The sequence below is a fragment of the Sporosarcina ureae genome, from assembly GCF_002082015.1.
Classification (GTDB): Bacteria; Bacillota; Bacilli; order Bacillales_A; family Planococcaceae; genus Sporosarcina; species Sporosarcina ureae_A.
Map to the genome: position 1 here is coordinate 2416438 of NZ_CP015109.1, position 14612 is coordinate 2431049.

At 40.7% G+C, this 14612-nt stretch carries 17 protein-coding genes and 1 tRNA gene; 15 read left to right on the plus strand and 3 right to left on the minus strand.

From position 1 onward, the window contains the following. The first annotated feature begins 254 nt into the window (after nt 1-254). From SporoP17a_RS11880 to SporoP17a_RS11915, 7 genes are all read left to right on the plus strand, one after another. Nucleotides 255-665 (plus strand): hypothetical protein, encoded by a 411-nt coding sequence (locus SporoP17a_RS11880; RefSeq protein ID WP_083034870.1) that lies wholly within the window; start codon nt 255-257, stop codon nt 663-665. A 146-nt stretch (nt 666-811) separates the two neighbouring features. After that, a complete protein-coding gene (locus tag SporoP17a_RS11885) occupies nt 812-1612 on the plus strand; it encodes a CPBP family glutamic-type intramembrane protease (RefSeq protein ID WP_083034871.1) in 801 nt (266 codons plus the stop codon). A gap of 181 nt (nt 1613-1793) precedes the next feature. Beyond that, on the plus strand, nt 1794-2156 hold the full coding sequence (locus tag SporoP17a_RS11890) for a hypothetical protein (protein WP_083034872.1): 363 nt from the start codon (nt 1794-1796) through the stop codon (nt 2154-2156). 129 nt (nt 2157-2285) lie between these two features. Continuing rightward, nucleotides 2286-2567 (plus strand): hypothetical protein, encoded by a 282-nt coding sequence (locus SporoP17a_RS11895; protein WP_083034873.1) that lies wholly within the window; start codon nt 2286-2288, stop codon nt 2565-2567. A gap of 617 nt (nt 2568-3184) precedes the next feature. Continuing rightward, nucleotides 3185-3388, plus strand: a complete 204-nt coding sequence (locus SporoP17a_RS11905; RefSeq protein ID WP_237262319.1) for a hypothetical protein — start codon at nt 3185-3187, stop codon at nt 3386-3388. A gap of 120 nt (nt 3389-3508) precedes the next feature. Then, on the plus strand, nt 3509-4174 hold the full coding sequence (locus tag SporoP17a_RS11910) for a DUF3885 domain-containing protein (RefSeq protein WP_083034875.1): 666 nt from the start codon (nt 3509-3511) through the stop codon (nt 4172-4174). Nucleotides 4175-4494: 320 nt separating this feature from the next. Beyond that, complete coding sequence (locus tag SporoP17a_RS11915) at nt 4495-4782, plus strand: hypothetical protein (RefSeq protein WP_083036073.1); 288 nt, start codon at nt 4495-4497, stop codon at nt 4780-4782. A gap of 199 nt (nt 4783-4981) precedes the next feature. Here the strand turns inward: SporoP17a_RS11915 and SporoP17a_RS11920 are convergent, their stop codons facing one another. Together SporoP17a_RS11920 and SporoP17a_RS11925 are read right to left on the minus strand one after the other, a co-directional pair. After that, nucleotides 4982-5437 (minus strand): YusW family protein, encoded by a 456-nt coding sequence (locus SporoP17a_RS11920; RefSeq protein ID WP_083034876.1) that lies wholly within the window; start codon nt 5435-5437, stop codon nt 4982-4984. 108 nt (nt 5438-5545) lie between these two features. Further along, the gene (locus SporoP17a_RS11925; protein ID WP_083034877.1) at nt 5546-6562 is read right to left on the minus strand and encodes a DUF2804 domain-containing protein; all 1017 of its coding nucleotides are present in this window, start codon (nt 6560-6562) and stop codon (nt 5546-5548) included. A gap of 73 nt (nt 6563-6635) precedes the next feature. On the opposite strand from SporoP17a_RS11925, the gene SporoP17a_RS11930 reads away from it, so the two are divergent. From SporoP17a_RS11930 to SporoP17a_RS11955, 6 genes are all read left to right on the plus strand, one after another. Then, nucleotides 6636-6708: transfer RNA gene (locus SporoP17a_RS11930), tRNA-Ala, on the plus strand. 297 nt (nt 6709-7005) lie between these two features. Next, nucleotides 7006-7827, plus strand: coding sequence for a transporter substrate-binding domain-containing protein (locus tag SporoP17a_RS11935; protein WP_083034878.1), 822 nt, complete (start codon nt 7006-7008; stop codon nt 7825-7827). 1 nt (nt 7828) lies between these two features. Next, nucleotides 7829-8497 carry an amino acid ABC transporter permease gene (locus tag SporoP17a_RS11940; RefSeq protein WP_083034879.1) on the plus strand — a complete coding sequence of 223 codons (669 nt, stop codon included), beginning with the start codon at nt 7829-7831 and terminating at the stop codon, nt 8495-8497. Between the two features lie 25 nt (nt 8498-8522). Further along, the gene (locus SporoP17a_RS11945; RefSeq protein ID WP_083034880.1) at nt 8523-9251 is read left to right on the plus strand and encodes an amino acid ABC transporter ATP-binding protein; all 729 of its coding nucleotides are present in this window, start codon (nt 8523-8525) and stop codon (nt 9249-9251) included. Between the two features lie 45 nt (nt 9252-9296). Beyond that, complete coding sequence (locus tag SporoP17a_RS11950; protein ID WP_237262320.1) at nt 9297-9782, plus strand: amidase domain-containing protein; 486 nt, start codon at nt 9297-9299, stop codon at nt 9780-9782. Nucleotides 9783-9886: 104 nt separating this feature from the next. Then, nucleotides 9887-10483, plus strand: a complete 597-nt coding sequence (locus SporoP17a_RS11955) for a nitroreductase family protein (protein ID WP_083034881.1) — start codon at nt 9887-9889, stop codon at nt 10481-10483. A gap of 578 nt (nt 10484-11061) precedes the next feature. On the opposite strand, the gene SporoP17a_RS11960 is transcribed toward SporoP17a_RS11955, so the two are convergent. Next, on the minus strand, nt 11062-12444 hold the full coding sequence (locus SporoP17a_RS11960) for a dipeptidase (protein WP_083034882.1): 1383 nt from the start codon (nt 12442-12444) through the stop codon (nt 11062-11064). Nucleotides 12445-12688: 244 nt separating this feature from the next. Here SporoP17a_RS11960 and SporoP17a_RS11965 point away from each other — a divergent pair, with 244 nt between their 5' ends. Together SporoP17a_RS11965 and SporoP17a_RS11970 are read left to right on the plus strand one after the other, a co-directional pair. Further along, on the plus strand, nt 12689-13939 hold the full coding sequence (locus tag SporoP17a_RS11965) for a hemolysin family protein (RefSeq protein ID WP_083034883.1): 1251 nt from the start codon (nt 12689-12691) through the stop codon (nt 13937-13939). Nucleotides 13940-14053: 114 nt separating this feature from the next. Then, complete coding sequence (locus tag SporoP17a_RS11970; protein WP_083034884.1) at nt 14054-14599, plus strand: RNA polymerase sigma factor; 546 nt, start codon at nt 14054-14056, stop codon at nt 14597-14599. The last annotated feature ends 13 nt before the right edge of the window (nt 14600-14612 follow it).

Genomic DNA, 14612 nt, shown 5'->3' on the forward strand with positions numbered 1-14612 from the left:
GTATGGATCTATGAAATTGAATAATGGCAACATGAACAAGCATCGCGCGTAGCGGTGCTTGTTATTTTTGACTAAACATAATCGAAACGCCTCTTGGGATTTTATGTATACCTGTAGTATAGTAACTGAAAGAGTGGAATCAGAAAGTCTAAGCACAGTCACTTTACCTGTAAGTATTCAAGTAGGTTGAACATTTTCACACTGTATGGACGTATAAATAGTAGAAGATTCATTTCATAAAAGGAGGGATTTGTGTGAGAAGGTTCATTTATTACTTCGGATGGACAATGGGTATAGGAATGATTATGTATGTAGGCGCTACCTATCAGTTCCAGTTGAAACAAGAATATATGAAAAACTATAATGCACGATCGTTTGTGTTATTTTCAACAATATTTCCTATTGGCATTGGAATGCTACTCAAATTGCCAAATCTTCTAATCGAAATGAAAGAGAATAAACAATGGACCTTTGATTGGGCTACATTCATAGGGATTGGGTTGCCGTCTCTTGCTGTATGTTCTATGGGCGTATTACTATTTACGCCAGTAGGAGAGAGTATGTTTCCATTCGTCCCGGAAATAATTTATCCCGGTAATTCACCAATTCAAACAATAGCTGGTGTGGTATTTGGGTTTATTCTGTTGGATAGTGTAAAGAAATAATGAATGGGATGTAAATTAATCAGTGTAGTTGTTGAAGAATTGTTGTGCTTAAAGCGGTCCATATGGTTAAGTTAAACATATCGAAATGGTGCACATTATAAAATCTTAATTTACGGATTTTCAAACTACAATTAAGGAGGTTGTATATGATCAAGCAAAAAAGCGTGACTGGATTATTAACTTATCTTTTAGTTAGTATCGTTGCGATGTTTTTTCTTTATCTTATTGGTCTATCGATTTTATCGACAAATCCGGCCGAATTAGAGCAATTGAGTAGAATGACGGGAATTTCAGTATCACTTGAAATCTTAGCCTTACTCGCTGTAATTCCCAATTTCATCATCATCATAATAGCTCTTGTCGTGGGATTTTTCACAGCTCATAAAGTTGGTTTGAAATCTGTGGTTATTCACCCTCATGCTAGGGTAAAGTCAAAATCAGATTGGATAAATGGTATTAAACTAGCTATAATACTAGGTTCGGTTGCAGCTGTCGTTATGATTGGATTCGATTATATTTTTCAACCGTTCTTACCGGATAGCTTAGTTGAAACATTACAACCGTATACAGCACTACACTTCATATCGGCTTTACTCTACGGAGGGGTTGTTGAGGAACTAATCATGCGTTTTGGTGTGATGAGCTTGTTGGTTTTTATTCTCGGGAAAGTATTTAATCGAAAATCGGAAAAACCTGCTAATTGGATCTTTATCCTTGCTATATTCATTAGCGCATTAATGTTTGCGTTCGGTCACTATAGCGCAACCGCACATATGACGGAAATGACCGCATTCATTTGGTTCCGAATGATTCTGCTGAATGGTATAGGTGGCTTGTTCTTTGGTTGGATTTATTGGAAGCACAATCTAGAGCTTGCAATGCTTGCGCATATGTTTGCACATATTGTCATGAATTTATTACTGTTGATTATCTATTTTTCGTTATAAGGCAATCAACATCGCTGTTCTTACTTTGGTAATGTCAACTGTAGTAATAAGTAACTTAGGTGGAATAATGATATTCTGCGAATGGAAACGTTAACTGAACAACCATTACGCGCCAAACGGACCAAATAGTGTAACTTGCCTAACCATAAACCGTCTAACCTCACAAGGAGATGAAGGCATAATGAAATTGAAATTCATGTATTTTGCATTAGCATTATTTTCAATAATGCTTATTATGGGTTGTTCAAATAAGTCAGTGATAGAAAACTCAAATGACACAGATAGCTATGAAGATGCTAAAGCCGCAGCATGGGGATTTTTAAAAGAAGAAGGTTGGCAGGACCAAGCAAAAGATGACTTTCAAAATGCGAAAGTGAAAGAGGTAATTATTAATAATAAATATGTATTATTAGATAAAGCGTATGATGGAAAAGAAGTGTTAAGCGTTTCTTTTGAAGATGTAGATAATGCTGTAACTGGAACAACTTTAATCCTTGTTGATCCGAATACAAATAAAGTAATTGGCTATATGCCAACAGAATAATGCAACTAATGGCAAGCAATCGGGGGCTGTTCTTAAGAAGGATTGCTACCAATTCAGTAATAGGGCCAAATCATTGTATAAACTTTGATAATTTAATTTAAGAATTTATGATATTGAGGTGATGAAGTGATGAGTAATGATGATTTTACTTTATCAAATATCTTTCGCAAGTTTATCGAAGATGAAATAATGGACATCGAAACATTTAAACTTATCTACGATTTTGTAGCATTAGACAACTTTCGCCAAGGCGAATATGAAGGCAATATGTTTGTTATTAGAAAGATAAATACGAATCATATACAGTTAGAAGATGAAGTAGCGACAGAGAATACTTCCATTCCAGTTGTATATACATACAGAAAAGGGAAGTTTTTATCTCTTTTACAATCATATCAGCCAAGCTCGTAAACTCTGCAATTGGGCGCGATTGTTATACAAGAGATTGCGTCTGTACTGCAATCGGGCCATTTTGCAAAAAAACAGTAATTAAGATTGTTTGAAAGGATTGGGGGGTTAACCATTTTCCTTGTAGTTATTATCATTTTATTGCTTGTTATGTCCTTATTGTTCAGTGGAAATGTCCTGTATAATAAATGGGTGAAAACATTGGTAACATTCTATTATCTTATTATTACTTTCGTATTCATCTATGGTTATCATCATATTCACGAGAAATACAATATGTATGACGGACCTGTTATACCAGAGGGCTGGGACGTGAATAGGAATTGGGCTTACGGGTTTAGTTTTGCTTTTATCATTCCAATCGCGATTCTTTTTTTATACGCAATAATTCAAAAAATAAAGCCGATGGAAAAAGATCGTTGGACTTATTTTATAAAAGCTATATTGCTTAGTGTAATAGTATTGTTTATTTTATTTAGTATTTTTAATCTTGCATATGGTTTGAGTCCTTGAGTTAGTTTACTAGCCGTGGTTAATTTAACGGCTAGTAAACTAAACAGCCGCTGCGCACCAAACGGGCCAGTTTTTTAGAAATGTTATTAGGATTGGAGTTGATTGTTTTGGATAATGAACAATCCTCAAAATTAGATAAATGGAGAGATAAATACGCAGCTTTGGTTACTGCATTCAGTTGTTTAATTGGTGTAATCAATGGTTGGGGTAATAATTGGGCTTTTACAGGTTTTTTAGGGTTAGGCGTTTTAGTCTGTGGAACAATTGGTTTCTTTGATTTAAAGCGGGTCATCTATAATAAAAATAGATGATCTTGCTTTTTCTCACTTCAACCATCAGTTGATTTTCTTTAACATCATTATGTCGTAATAGGGCCAGATTCATCAATAGGAACTAAAATATATTTTAATTAAAGAGGGAAGAATGAATAAATGAAAATTGCAGACTATTTAAGTGAAAAGTTCCCGACTGTAGCATTAGTCCCTAGTGTATATTATCAATGGGATATTGGCATTCACTTTTCACTAGGCGAAGGAATCTATCAATTCAAGGAAAATGATGAACTCAATTTAGAAAGGTTCAGTACATCATATAAACAAACACTGACAATTTTTAACGAGCTATTCGATAAAAATGATGACTTGTTTCTTGTTACGAATAACTATAAGTCGAAAAAACAGAGGCAAACAACAAAATTAAAGGTATATCAGCCAAACTTAAGGGATAAAAAAAATTTAAAGAAACTTCAACTTAAAACATTTCCTTATCCATTTGAAGAAGAAGAGAAAGAAGATTATGAGATGCAACAGTTTTCCTTACAGTGCAAAGTAAGCGATATAAAATTGGAGGGATTACTAAAAGCCTCACTAAATGAAGATTTTCCACCAATGAAACCGAGATTTGGATGTGATTCTGTTCACTATCCTGATGTTTTCTTTGTGAATACTACGAAAGATATTATATTTTTTGTATATGATGACCGTGGATGTGAGGTGATCGCACGGACAGCTGAAAAATTACGTCCCCTTTATGAAAAATATTATGGTTGGGTAGATGAAGTCGACCGAGAAAGGATAGAAAAAGGATTAGGAATGTGAGTGTCCAATAAATCCAAGAAAACAAGAAGAATCAAATTGGTTTCACCTATTCTAGAATAGGGCGCGTTTATTGAGGAAGCTTCTCTGAAGTCGGTTAGTTGATCGGAGCGGAAGCCGGCGACTCCGGGAGGATCAGTGGGACAGGTGAAACACCCGTCGAAGCGAAGCGAAGAGGTGTGGTTCACCGCCCACCCTCCGGAACGCGTCCGGCTGCAGCGCAGATCAATGGTTTTCGACCACTAAGTCATTATCGGGTGCGATTCTTAAATAAGGATTGTACCCTTTTTATAAAATGGGCCTTTAAGAAAGGTTGTTGTGATATGGATAAACTAAAAAGGTTTGATGATGTCCCTGCAGGTGAAAGTATTAGTTATGAACACTTTGTATTTTACTTGGAACAAGGTAGGGAAATTGAATTTGTTTATCAGAAGCAAGAATATTTTATTTCACATTCTTTAGAAGGAAGAGCTATGTGGATTGGTCAAAAAAGGGTAAGCGAGTATTTTGGTGACCTTAATCAATATATAATTGATTATGTGAAAATAGAGGGAATTCTTTTAGCGGATCTAATTAAACGAAAAGAAATCAAGATTACTACTGTTTTTTAGTAAAAGGTTGTAGTCTTTAATCTTCGTTAAAATGGCGAAAATGTTATATATCTTCTATTTAAATCACGTTATAACTTTGACAAAAAGCATGCAAAAAACCGCTAATTCAAATAAGAATTAACGGTCTGCTTCATTCTGCATTTTGTACCAGTAAATCGAACAGGTTACTCACCCCGTATAAATAGCTGATTCCCTGTTATTACTTCTTCTCATCAATATGCAGAGTCTTGTCGTCTGTAAACTTTACATCTAACTCAAACTCATCATACGTATCAAGACCGTACCACTGTAGAATGCGATCAATCGCTTCTTCTTTAGTAGTACCACTATCAATCAAAATCTCCATAAACATCTTATGCATATCGTCAATTGCTTCATTTCCTTCGAGATTCACTTCTTGGAACTCGTTGACATACTCTGCATCATCAGGCTTTACATCTTCATAATCTGTTTCGATTTTCTGGCCGTCTTTCTTGATCGTCAAATCGAAATCGGTGAAGCCATAGCCGTCACCCGTGTTGATTGTGCTACCTTCACCCTCGTCTTCAATACTAACCGCAGCGTCATTGTCCGGTGCCTCGTCTTTCGATGAGCAACCTCCTAGAAGTAAAATAGATGAAACCCCAACCATAGATAGTATTCTCATTAATGACATAAGCGCCACCCTTTCTAAAGTGTATACTACCTATATTATCACCGTAAAACAGCAACCTTAAACAAATAACGATCTCTTTGTAGATAGAAAAGTAAAGTGAATGGGAAATTAATGGTATTTGCGCTCTAAGATGGAACCGAGCATTTGTCGAATCGGTAAAACTTGTCCGCTTGGTAATCGAACTTTTCCATGATAATAGCCGACATGTTGGGTAATCGACATCTTCCTGACGAGATAGTGATCAAGCGTCTGGCATTGAAAGAATGGTTTAAACGTCAATTGGATATCATCTGAAAATTTTGTTTGAATTTTCCAAGCACTTTTCGGGTCTTCTTTATCGCTCTTGAATACTACATCCTCATGAAATTTATGCAACGTACCTTCCACAAAGACCGCATTTTCCGTTAGTCCCGTACCATCCGTCCAACGGCCGCCAAAATTCAAGCCGATTCGTTTTCCGCTTGTACGTTGAGAGGCCATTGCCCAGTCCCAATTCGTTCGGCCATTCCACACGCCACGACCATAATCATAGACCGCGAAACTGTAATAAGGATTGAAATCATAGCGTCGATCTCCAACGCGAACATATCCGCCAGTCGGCATAATCGAGTGCTTGGAAGTAAAGTGGAATGAATCTCGACTTTTCGGAATGACGACGTTCAAAGATTCATCTTTTTCGGGATGTATAATATGCAAATCTGCATGCAATACTTCATTATCAAAATCAGGAATGAGAATTGACAAATGCGTTTCGCCTTGCATGTGGACGAGTTGAATCGTTATATCGTCATGTACGAATTTAATACTTTCAAGTGCCTCCTCAGGCATTTTAACGCGTCTGCCAAAAGGGAGGGAAACATGTTTTTCATAGAAACGTTGGGTCTCGTAGTTGAGTATGTAAATTAGACAAATAACTTTATGATCTAGGTGTACAATTGAAGTAGTTAATAAAACGTCTTCCCCGTAAATGCACCAATTGTTCCAGCGCTTTTTTTTCCTGAAATGTCCTCTTAGATTGCTTCTCACTATAGGGTTGCGTGCGTATCCTATTGATTCGGGATTCAAAAGCCCCTTGGAGTCACACAGAGACACAGCTTCAGTCAACTCTTTTTCTTCATGCTGCATACCATTAACCACCTTTCTTGCCTATTGTCTTTTAAACGAACAGTTGATATACTCTATATTGTATCAGATATGAGGGGCATTAGCTCAGCTGGGAGAGCGTTGCGCTGGCAGTGCAAAGGTCAGGGGTTCGAGCCCCCTATGCTCCATTAAAACGATAGCGACAGTTCTTGAGTAAATCTTCAAGAACTGTCGCTTTTTCTATTCAGAATAATACAAGTCTACGTATATTCCCCTCTATCGTTCACAATGAAACTATTTACTATTGTATAATTATTCATTATGTCGTATATTAAAAATATAGAAAATAATCGTTATAAGACCTCGTCCAATATATGTAGTATACAAGCAAACGTATACATATACTTATAGACAGGCGTCAGTAGGTAACTTATAATTGTATTAATTTAGAATATTTATACTGGTAGAGAGAGAAGGGGAAATGTATGAAGAAGATGTTTACAGCACTATTACTAATCCTAGTATTGGTCGTCGCTGGATGTAGTAGTAACGATGGAGGAGCTGGCTCAACAGAGAAGTCCACGTTAAAGAATATTAAAGACAACAAGAAATTGGTGATCGGAATTGCACCAGGTTATTTCCCTTTCGAAATGAAAAGCATTGACGGCGGATTTGTCGGCTACGATATCGATCTAGCAAATGCGGTAGGGGAAGCGCTAAATACAGAAGTAGAATTTAAACAATTCGTATTTGACGGCTTAGGACCGGCTTTGCAAATAGGTGAAGTAGATATGGTCATCGCAGGGATGACGATTCGTGGAGACCGTGCGCTATCCATTAGCATGTCGAATCCTTACTATAAAACAGGTCAGGCAATCATGGTGCCAGCTGCCAATAAAGGTATCAAATCATGGGAAGAGCTTGATGTTAAAGGGAATAAAATTGCTGTAGGAATCGGAACTACGGGCGCGTTACTTGCGAAGTCTCAGTTCAAAAATGCGGAAGTCGTAGATTTTGAAGATTTCCCGTTAGCAGCTACAACAATGGGCTCAGGGCAGGCGGATGCAGTCGTCTATGATGAACCTGCTATTGCTGTATGGCGCTTGGAGCACGAAGGGGAAGTTCATCAGCTCGAAGGTTTGCTGTCAGCTGAAAACTTAGGAATTGCAGTAAAGAAAAATGACTTTGAAACGATACAATGGTTGAATTCATTTTTGCATAGCTATGTGGATAGCCCGGAAGAATTGGAATCCAGAAGTCGCTGGTTTGAGGAAAGCGACTGGCTAGATAAGGTTTCGGGAGAATAATATGGGTGGCTATGAATATGACTTCAGTGTAATATCGCAAAATATGGATATCTTTATTGAAGGGGCGCTGAAAACACTCGAAATTTCAGCGATCGCATTATTGCTGGCTATTCCGATGGGTATTATCATCGGAATGGGTCGGATTTCCCGCAATAGATTCATCCGTATTCTTTCCTCAGCCTATGTAGAAGTCATGCGCGGCGTGCCGTTGCTAGTACTATTGATTTGGATTTTCTTTGTACTCGGTCAATTTTTGAAACTCGGTTCCTATTGGGCGTCGATTATCGGTCTAGCTGTCTTTACCGCAGCATTCATTGCAGAAATCGTTCGTTCAGGCATACAAGGTGTGCCAAGAGGTCAGATGGAAGCGGCTCGTTCGTCAGGTATGACCTACTGGCAGGCTATGCGTTTGATCGTCTTGCCACAAGCATTCCGACGAGTTTTACCGCCACTTGCTTCACAATTCATCATGCTAATTAAAGATTCCTCTTTGATTTCGGTCATCGGTGCGACGGAATTGACGTTGAACGCGAAGAACCTCGTTGCCACTAGTATGCGTTCCATTGAAGTATGGACATTCATAGGTTTCGTTTACTTTGCCATGACGTTCACGTTATCCATGATCATTCGTGCGATCGAACAAAAGTTATTAGCGAGAGAAAATTCATGAAGCTCGATGTGAAGGAGTGCCAGATATGATTTCTATAAAACATGTGAATAAAACATTCGGTATGAACCAAGTGCTGACAGATGTCACGCTTGAAGTACCCAAGTCAAACGTTGTGGCCATCATAGGCCCAAGTGGAGCAGGGAAGTCCACATTAATTCGCACGATCAATGCGCTCGAGCCGATCGATAACGGAGAAATTGTAGTAGACGGAGTTTCCATCCACGATAAAAAAGTGAATATCAATAAAGCACGTTCTGAAATTGGATTCGTATTCCAAAGCTTTAATCTCTATCCTTTTCTCACGGCATTGCAAAACGTTACACTTGCGCCGATCAATGTCAAAGGACTAAGTAAAAGTGCGGCGGAAGAGCGAGGAAAGGAATTGCTGACTTCACTCGGACTAGGTGATAAATTTGACGCGTATCCGAACCGGTTATCGGGCGGTCAGCAACAACGTGTAGCAATAGCACGTGCGCTTGCGATGGATCCGCAAGTCATGCTTTTCGATGAGCCGACTTCTGCACTTGATCCTGAGATGGTCACGGAAGTGCTGGATGCGATTCGTAAACTCGCGGAAAGCGGTATGACGATGGTCGTTGTGACGCATGAAATGGGCTTCGCCAAAGAAATTTGTGACGAGATCATCTTTATGGCGGACGGCAAAGTCGTGGAACAAGCAACACCAGCCAAGTTCTTTACGAGTCCTGATTCTGAACGCGCCCAAAACTTTTTATCGAAAGTGCTACATCACTAATTGAATGTCCCTCGTTGTCATATGATATGGCAAGGAGGGATTTTTTTGTACAATCGACAAGCGGCAGTGGACTATGCAGATAAATGGTGGAATAGCAGAAACCCTGCCTTTCAAAGTTTTGAAGATGACTGTACGAATTACATTTCACAATGTCTGTTGGCAGGCGGTGCACCGATGCATGGGGCACCGAACCGCGAAAAGGGCTGGTGGATGCATAAAGGTACATGGAGCTTCAGTTTCACCGTCGCTCACTCGATGCGCTGGTACTTGGCAACTTCTACGAAAGGCTTGACTGCCACTCAAGTAAAAACTCCACAAGAATTACAGATTGGGGATATCATTACGTACGACTTCCATGGGGATGGCCGCTTCGACCATACGACCATCGTAACTGCCAAGGACGGGGATAACCCCCTCGTCAATGCTCATACGTATGACGCGTATCATCGCACATGGGACTATAAGGACTCTTACGCTTATTCGCCGAATGCGAAGTATATCTTCTTCAAAATTCATGATCATTTCTCATAATTGTCCAGTTCTGCATCAAAGTGTTTCTCTTAGCCTCTAGCAACAGACTACCAAGTTAGGGTATAATGAAAAACAGATACTTAGTGCAAAGGAGAAGGTTGAGTGTGAATGAACAAGCATTATCGGTAAGAGAGGCCATCGTCACACGGCGCTCTATCAAGAATTTTAACGGACAACCGATCGAACCAGAGATCATTCCCGAAATTATAGAAGATGCCGTTTGGGCGCCAAACCACGGAAACCGTAATCCTTGGCGATTGATCGTAGCAACAGGCGAACAGTATGAAGAGCTTTTGGACGTCTTAAAGGAGTTCGGTGTAGCTAATTGGAAACAGCTTTCTGACGAGGATCTCGAAAAACAAATGAAGAAGTTCTCGACTGCCAGTGCAGCTGTTTTCGTCATCGTCCCTGAAGATGTACGCCAAAAAGAGCGGCTAGAAGATTACGCAGCAGCCAGCATACTGATTCAGAATATCCAATTGCTTGCTTGGGATAAAGGGGTGGGGACTTGCTGGAAAACACCGCCATTCATCGACAACCCAAAATTCCGCGAGCGTCTAGGCATAGAGGCAGGCGAGCGCATCATCAGCATGTTGCAATTCGGCTATTTCGACACATCACCAAAAGCTCCACCGCGTAAGCCAGTAGAGGAAATCATCACGTACTTTGGCAGTAGCGAGGACGAAGAAGAGGAAGCTTAAGAATCGAGAAGTATCGTTCTTCATAATGGAATGAAATAAAAAACAGGCTACCCCCTTTGTGGAGTAGCCTGTTTTTTGTATGTGTGAAGAGGGAGGAGTGCTCGTAATTTGTCGCGAGGAGCTCTATTGGGCGTCGCGAGCGCTCAATGTAACCCCGCGTAAGCTCTATTCGGCTGTGTAAGCGCTCAATGTAATTCCGCATGCGCTCTATTCGACCACGTAAGCGCTCAATGTAATTCCGCATGCGCTCTATTCGGCCACGTAAGCGCTCAAAGCAATGCCGCAAGTGCTCTATCAGTCCACGCAAACGCTCAAAGCAATCTCGCGAGCGCTCTATTCAGCCGCGTAAGCGCTCAATGCAACGCCGCATGCGCTCTATCAGGCCATTCAAGCACTCAATACAATCCCGCATGCGCTCTATTCAGCCACACAAACGCTCAATGTAATCCCACGATCGCTCTATACAGCCACACAAGCGCTCAAAGCAAACCCGCGACCGCTCTATAAGTCCACACAACCGCTCTACCCAGCACCACAACCGCTCAACACACCCACAAAACCGCTCATAAATTCACCAATCACAATCCAAGTTTTTCAATCTCTCCATAATAACTACTGATGACACGCAGTCCTTTATCGAAATTCTCCAAGTGGAAGTGTTCATTCGGTGCGTGGAAGTTTTCTGTATCCAGTCCGAAGCCCATCAAGACGACTGGGATGTTCAGGATTTCATCGAACGCAGCAACGATTGGTATGGAGCCACCACCTCGTGTGTAGACGGTAGGTACGCCATATACTTGTTCGTATGCTCTGCCTGCTGCTTGAATCACTTCGTGGTCGTATGGCGTTAGGTAAGGTTTCCCTTTATCAAACTCCGTCACCGTTACTTCACAGCCGACCGGTTCGTGTTTCGCAATGTGCGCGCGTAGTTTTCCGACGATTTCATCCGGTTCTTGATCAGGGACTAGTCGGCACGTGATTTTCGCGCCTGCTTCGGAAGGGAGGACGGTCTTGATGCCTTCTCCTGAAAATCCACCGAATACGCCGTTGATCTCGAGTGTTGGACGAGCCCATGTGCGTTCTGTATACGTATAACCTGGTTCGCCAGTAAGTTCTTTGACGCCGACTTCTTTTTTCACTGCTTCCTTATCGAAATCAAGAGCTGCCCAACCTGCGCGCTCTTCTTCAGTAAGATCACGAACTTGATCGTAGAATCCATCGATTGCGATAGTTCCTTCGGCATCACGGAATGAAGCGAGAATTTCGACAAGTGCGTGGATCGGGTTTTGTACGCCGCCACCGTATAGTCCGGAATGCAAGTCGCCTTTGGGACCTTTCACATCGATTTGTACGCCAGCTAATCCGCGCAGTCCGTAGCAAATGGCCGGCTGTCCAGGCCCGTACATGCCTGTATCAGAAATGACGATGAAGTCCGCTGCTAGCTTGTCTTGATTATTTCGGATATATTCCTCTAGGCTCGGGCTGCCAATTTCCTCTTCCCCTTCAATAATAAGCTTGACGTTAACAGGGAGTTTGCCTTCGACATTCATGAGAGCCTCGATCGCTTTACTGTGCATAAACACTTGCCCTTTATCATCGCTTGCTCCGCGTGCATATAATTTATTATCACGGATTGTTGCTTCAAATGGAGGTGTTTCCCATAAGTGAAGCGGATCAACGGGTTGCACATCGTAGTGGCCGTAGATCAGGATGGTTGGTTGACCTTCAGCATGCAACCAGTCTGCATACACAACGGATTGTCCAGCCGTTTTTTCAATTGACACGTTCTCCAAGCCGATATTTTCGAATTCATTCGACAGCCATTCCGCTGCTTTTTGCATATCCGGTTGATGTTCCGAAAGTGCGCTGATGCTTGGAATTGCCAGGAAGTTCGTTAATTCTTCCAAGTGGCGGTCACGGTTGTTTGTGAAATATTGGTCCAATGATTGTGATGAAGTCATGGTAAACCCTCTTTTCTTTAGATATTTTATATTTCACAGTATAGCAGAGAATCATGATGCATTAAGGTTTAGACACTTATGGATGAGGGAACCGAATGATAAAAGTATACGTCCTACCTGTATGTAGTATTAACAATTCAGTTTATATATATGATATACTTACGCAATAAGAAAAAGTGGATTCATGGCAATCACACATGATGAATGATGACAAATAAATGGGGAATCGTTGGAGGAGACGCAATTGTTTATTGCACTGGGACTATGTTTGATTTTGTCCTTCTTTTTATCGGGAAGTGAAACAGCTCTAACCGCTATCAACCGGATGAAAGTTCAGTTGCGTGCGGATCAAGGAGATAGTAAATCGATAAAATTACGAAAATTACTTTCCAAGCCGGACCGTATGATTACGGCCATTTTGATTGGGAATAATATTGTGAATATTTTGATGCCGACGATTGTGACAATGATTGCAATCGATAAAGGATTGAATATTGGATTACTGACAGGGATCTTAACGGTTGTTTTGATTATATTCGGAGAAGTATTGCCGAAAACGATTGCTGCAACATTTGCAGATCGTATCGCGTATATTGTAGCGCCACCTATTTCGGTGCTCGTGAAGTTATTGATACCATTGACGTTAGTTCTGTCATTGTTTACCAATTTCTTCGTGCGCTTGATTTCTAAAGGAACGGTGACGGAAGCAACTTTGACGAAAGAAGATGTGCGTTCGATGGTGGACATTGCGTCTACAGAAGGTACTTTCGGTCAAGATGAATCCATTCGTTTAAAGGGTATGCTAGATTTTCGCGATAAAGATGTAAGCGATGTAATGGAAACACACCGTACCGATATTATTTCACTGTCGTTAGATTCAACGTATGAAGATGTACGTGACGTCGTATTGCAGTATTTCTATACTCGCTATCCAGTATATGAAGAGAGTATCGACAAAATAGTCGGCATTTTTTATTCAAAAATGATAATCGAGTGGTCGATGTTTCCCGAGCGGTCGTTTGCGGATGTCATTGATCGCCAACCTTTGTTCGTCGTGCAGACAGCAAGTGTAGAACTTGTATTTAAACGTATGCTAACACAAAAGAAACATATGGCGATTGTGTTAGATGAATACGGGGGGACACTAGGGATCGTGACACAGGAAGATATTATTGAAGAAATGATTGGGCAGGATATAGAGGACGAAACAGATGTCGAGGAAGAGTCGATGGTCTTCGAAAAAGAAGACAATCATTTAGTCTGTCAAGGACGTTTGGAGATTGAAGACGTGATTGAACTACTCGACATAGAGTTACCGACTGATCATGAGACCATCGGTGGATTTGTTTTTCAGGAAGTAGGGCATATTCCAGAAGAAGGCGAAAGGTTCAGTTATAATTCGCTGTTGTTTGAGATTGAAGAAATGGATCGAACGAGGATTTTGCGCTTAAAGATTACTAAGCAAGAACCAAAAGAAGAGGCCATTGAAGCGTAAGATATGTCAAGTAACCTTACACAATTGTAAGGTTACTGAAAGAGAAAGCGATAGTTCGTAATGTGTTTGTCGGTGATAATAAGGGTACCAGTTATAAAACGGAGGCTACTTATTATGAAAAACGACTTAAACGCATTATACGAAGAATATGGACGCTATATATATCACTTATGTCTTAAATTGACTCGCAATAAAGAAGAAGCAGAAGATCTCATGCAGGACGTATGGGTGAAAGTAGTGCGCTACAGAGGTGAAATGAGTGAAGTCAACCGCATGAAAGCTTGGTTGACGACGATTTGTATGAACACATTCCGCGACCGTTATAGAAAAAATGTACGTCACAGTCAATACGTGATGAATCAACCTGATACATTAGACGTTCCGATCTTAGATTTGGTTCCCAGTAATGCGAAAACTCCTGCTGAGTTGATAGAGCAGAATGATATTTCTGATCTTGTGCAGCAGAAAATCGGTGAGTTGGACGGTATTTACCGGAAGACGATCGAGTATTTCTATGTGAATCAGTATTCGTTAGTAGAGATCGCAGGGTTGATGAGTGTGTCGATCGGTACTGTGAAGTCTCGCTTGTTCCGCGCGAAGAAGTATCTGAAGGAGTTACTCGTACAAGACGAAGCAGCCCACGAATATGTAATGGCCTAAGCTCACATTTGCT

Excerpts from the sequence above, each read along its gene's own strand:
- SporoP17a_RS11925 (WP_083034877.1), bottom strand. The coding sequence starts at position 6,562 with ATGCAGCATGAAGAAAAAGAGTTGACTGAAGCTGTGTCTCTGTGTGAC.
- SporoP17a_RS11910 (WP_083034875.1), top strand. The coding sequence starts at position 3,509 with ATGAAAATTGCAGACTATTTAAGTGAAAAGTTCCCGACTGTAGCATTA.
- SporoP17a_RS11920 (WP_083034876.1), bottom strand. The coding sequence starts at position 5,437 with ATGTCATTAATGAGAATACTATCTATGGTTGGGGTTTCATCTATTTTA.
- SporoP17a_RS11885 (WP_083034871.1), top strand. The coding sequence starts at position 812 with ATGATCAAGCAAAAAAGCGTGACTGGATTATTAACTTATCTTTTAGTT.
- SporoP17a_RS11945 (WP_083034880.1), top strand. The coding sequence starts at position 8,523 with ATGATTTCTATAAAACATGTGAATAAAACATTCGGTATGAACCAAGTG.
- SporoP17a_RS11935 (WP_083034878.1), top strand. The coding sequence starts at position 7,006 with ATGAAGAAGATGTTTACAGCACTATTACTAATCCTAGTATTGGTCGTC.
- SporoP17a_RS11960 (WP_083034882.1), bottom strand. The coding sequence starts at position 12,444 with ATGACTTCATCACAATCATTGGACCAATATTTCACAAACAACCGTGAC.
- SporoP17a_RS11890 (WP_083034872.1), top strand. The coding sequence starts at position 1,794 with ATGAAATTGAAATTCATGTATTTTGCATTAGCATTATTTTCAATAATG.
- SporoP17a_RS11915 (WP_083036073.1), top strand. The coding sequence starts at position 4,495 with ATGGATAAACTAAAAAGGTTTGATGATGTCCCTGCAGGTGAAAGTATT.
- SporoP17a_RS11895 (WP_083034873.1), top strand. The coding sequence starts at position 2,286 with ATGAGTAATGATGATTTTACTTTATCAAATATCTTTCGCAAGTTTATC.
- SporoP17a_RS11970 (WP_083034884.1), top strand. The coding sequence starts at position 14,054 with ATGAAAAACGACTTAAACGCATTATACGAAGAATATGGACGCTATATA.
- SporoP17a_RS11940 (WP_083034879.1), top strand. The coding sequence starts at position 7,829 with ATGGGTGGCTATGAATATGACTTCAGTGTAATATCGCAAAATATGGAT.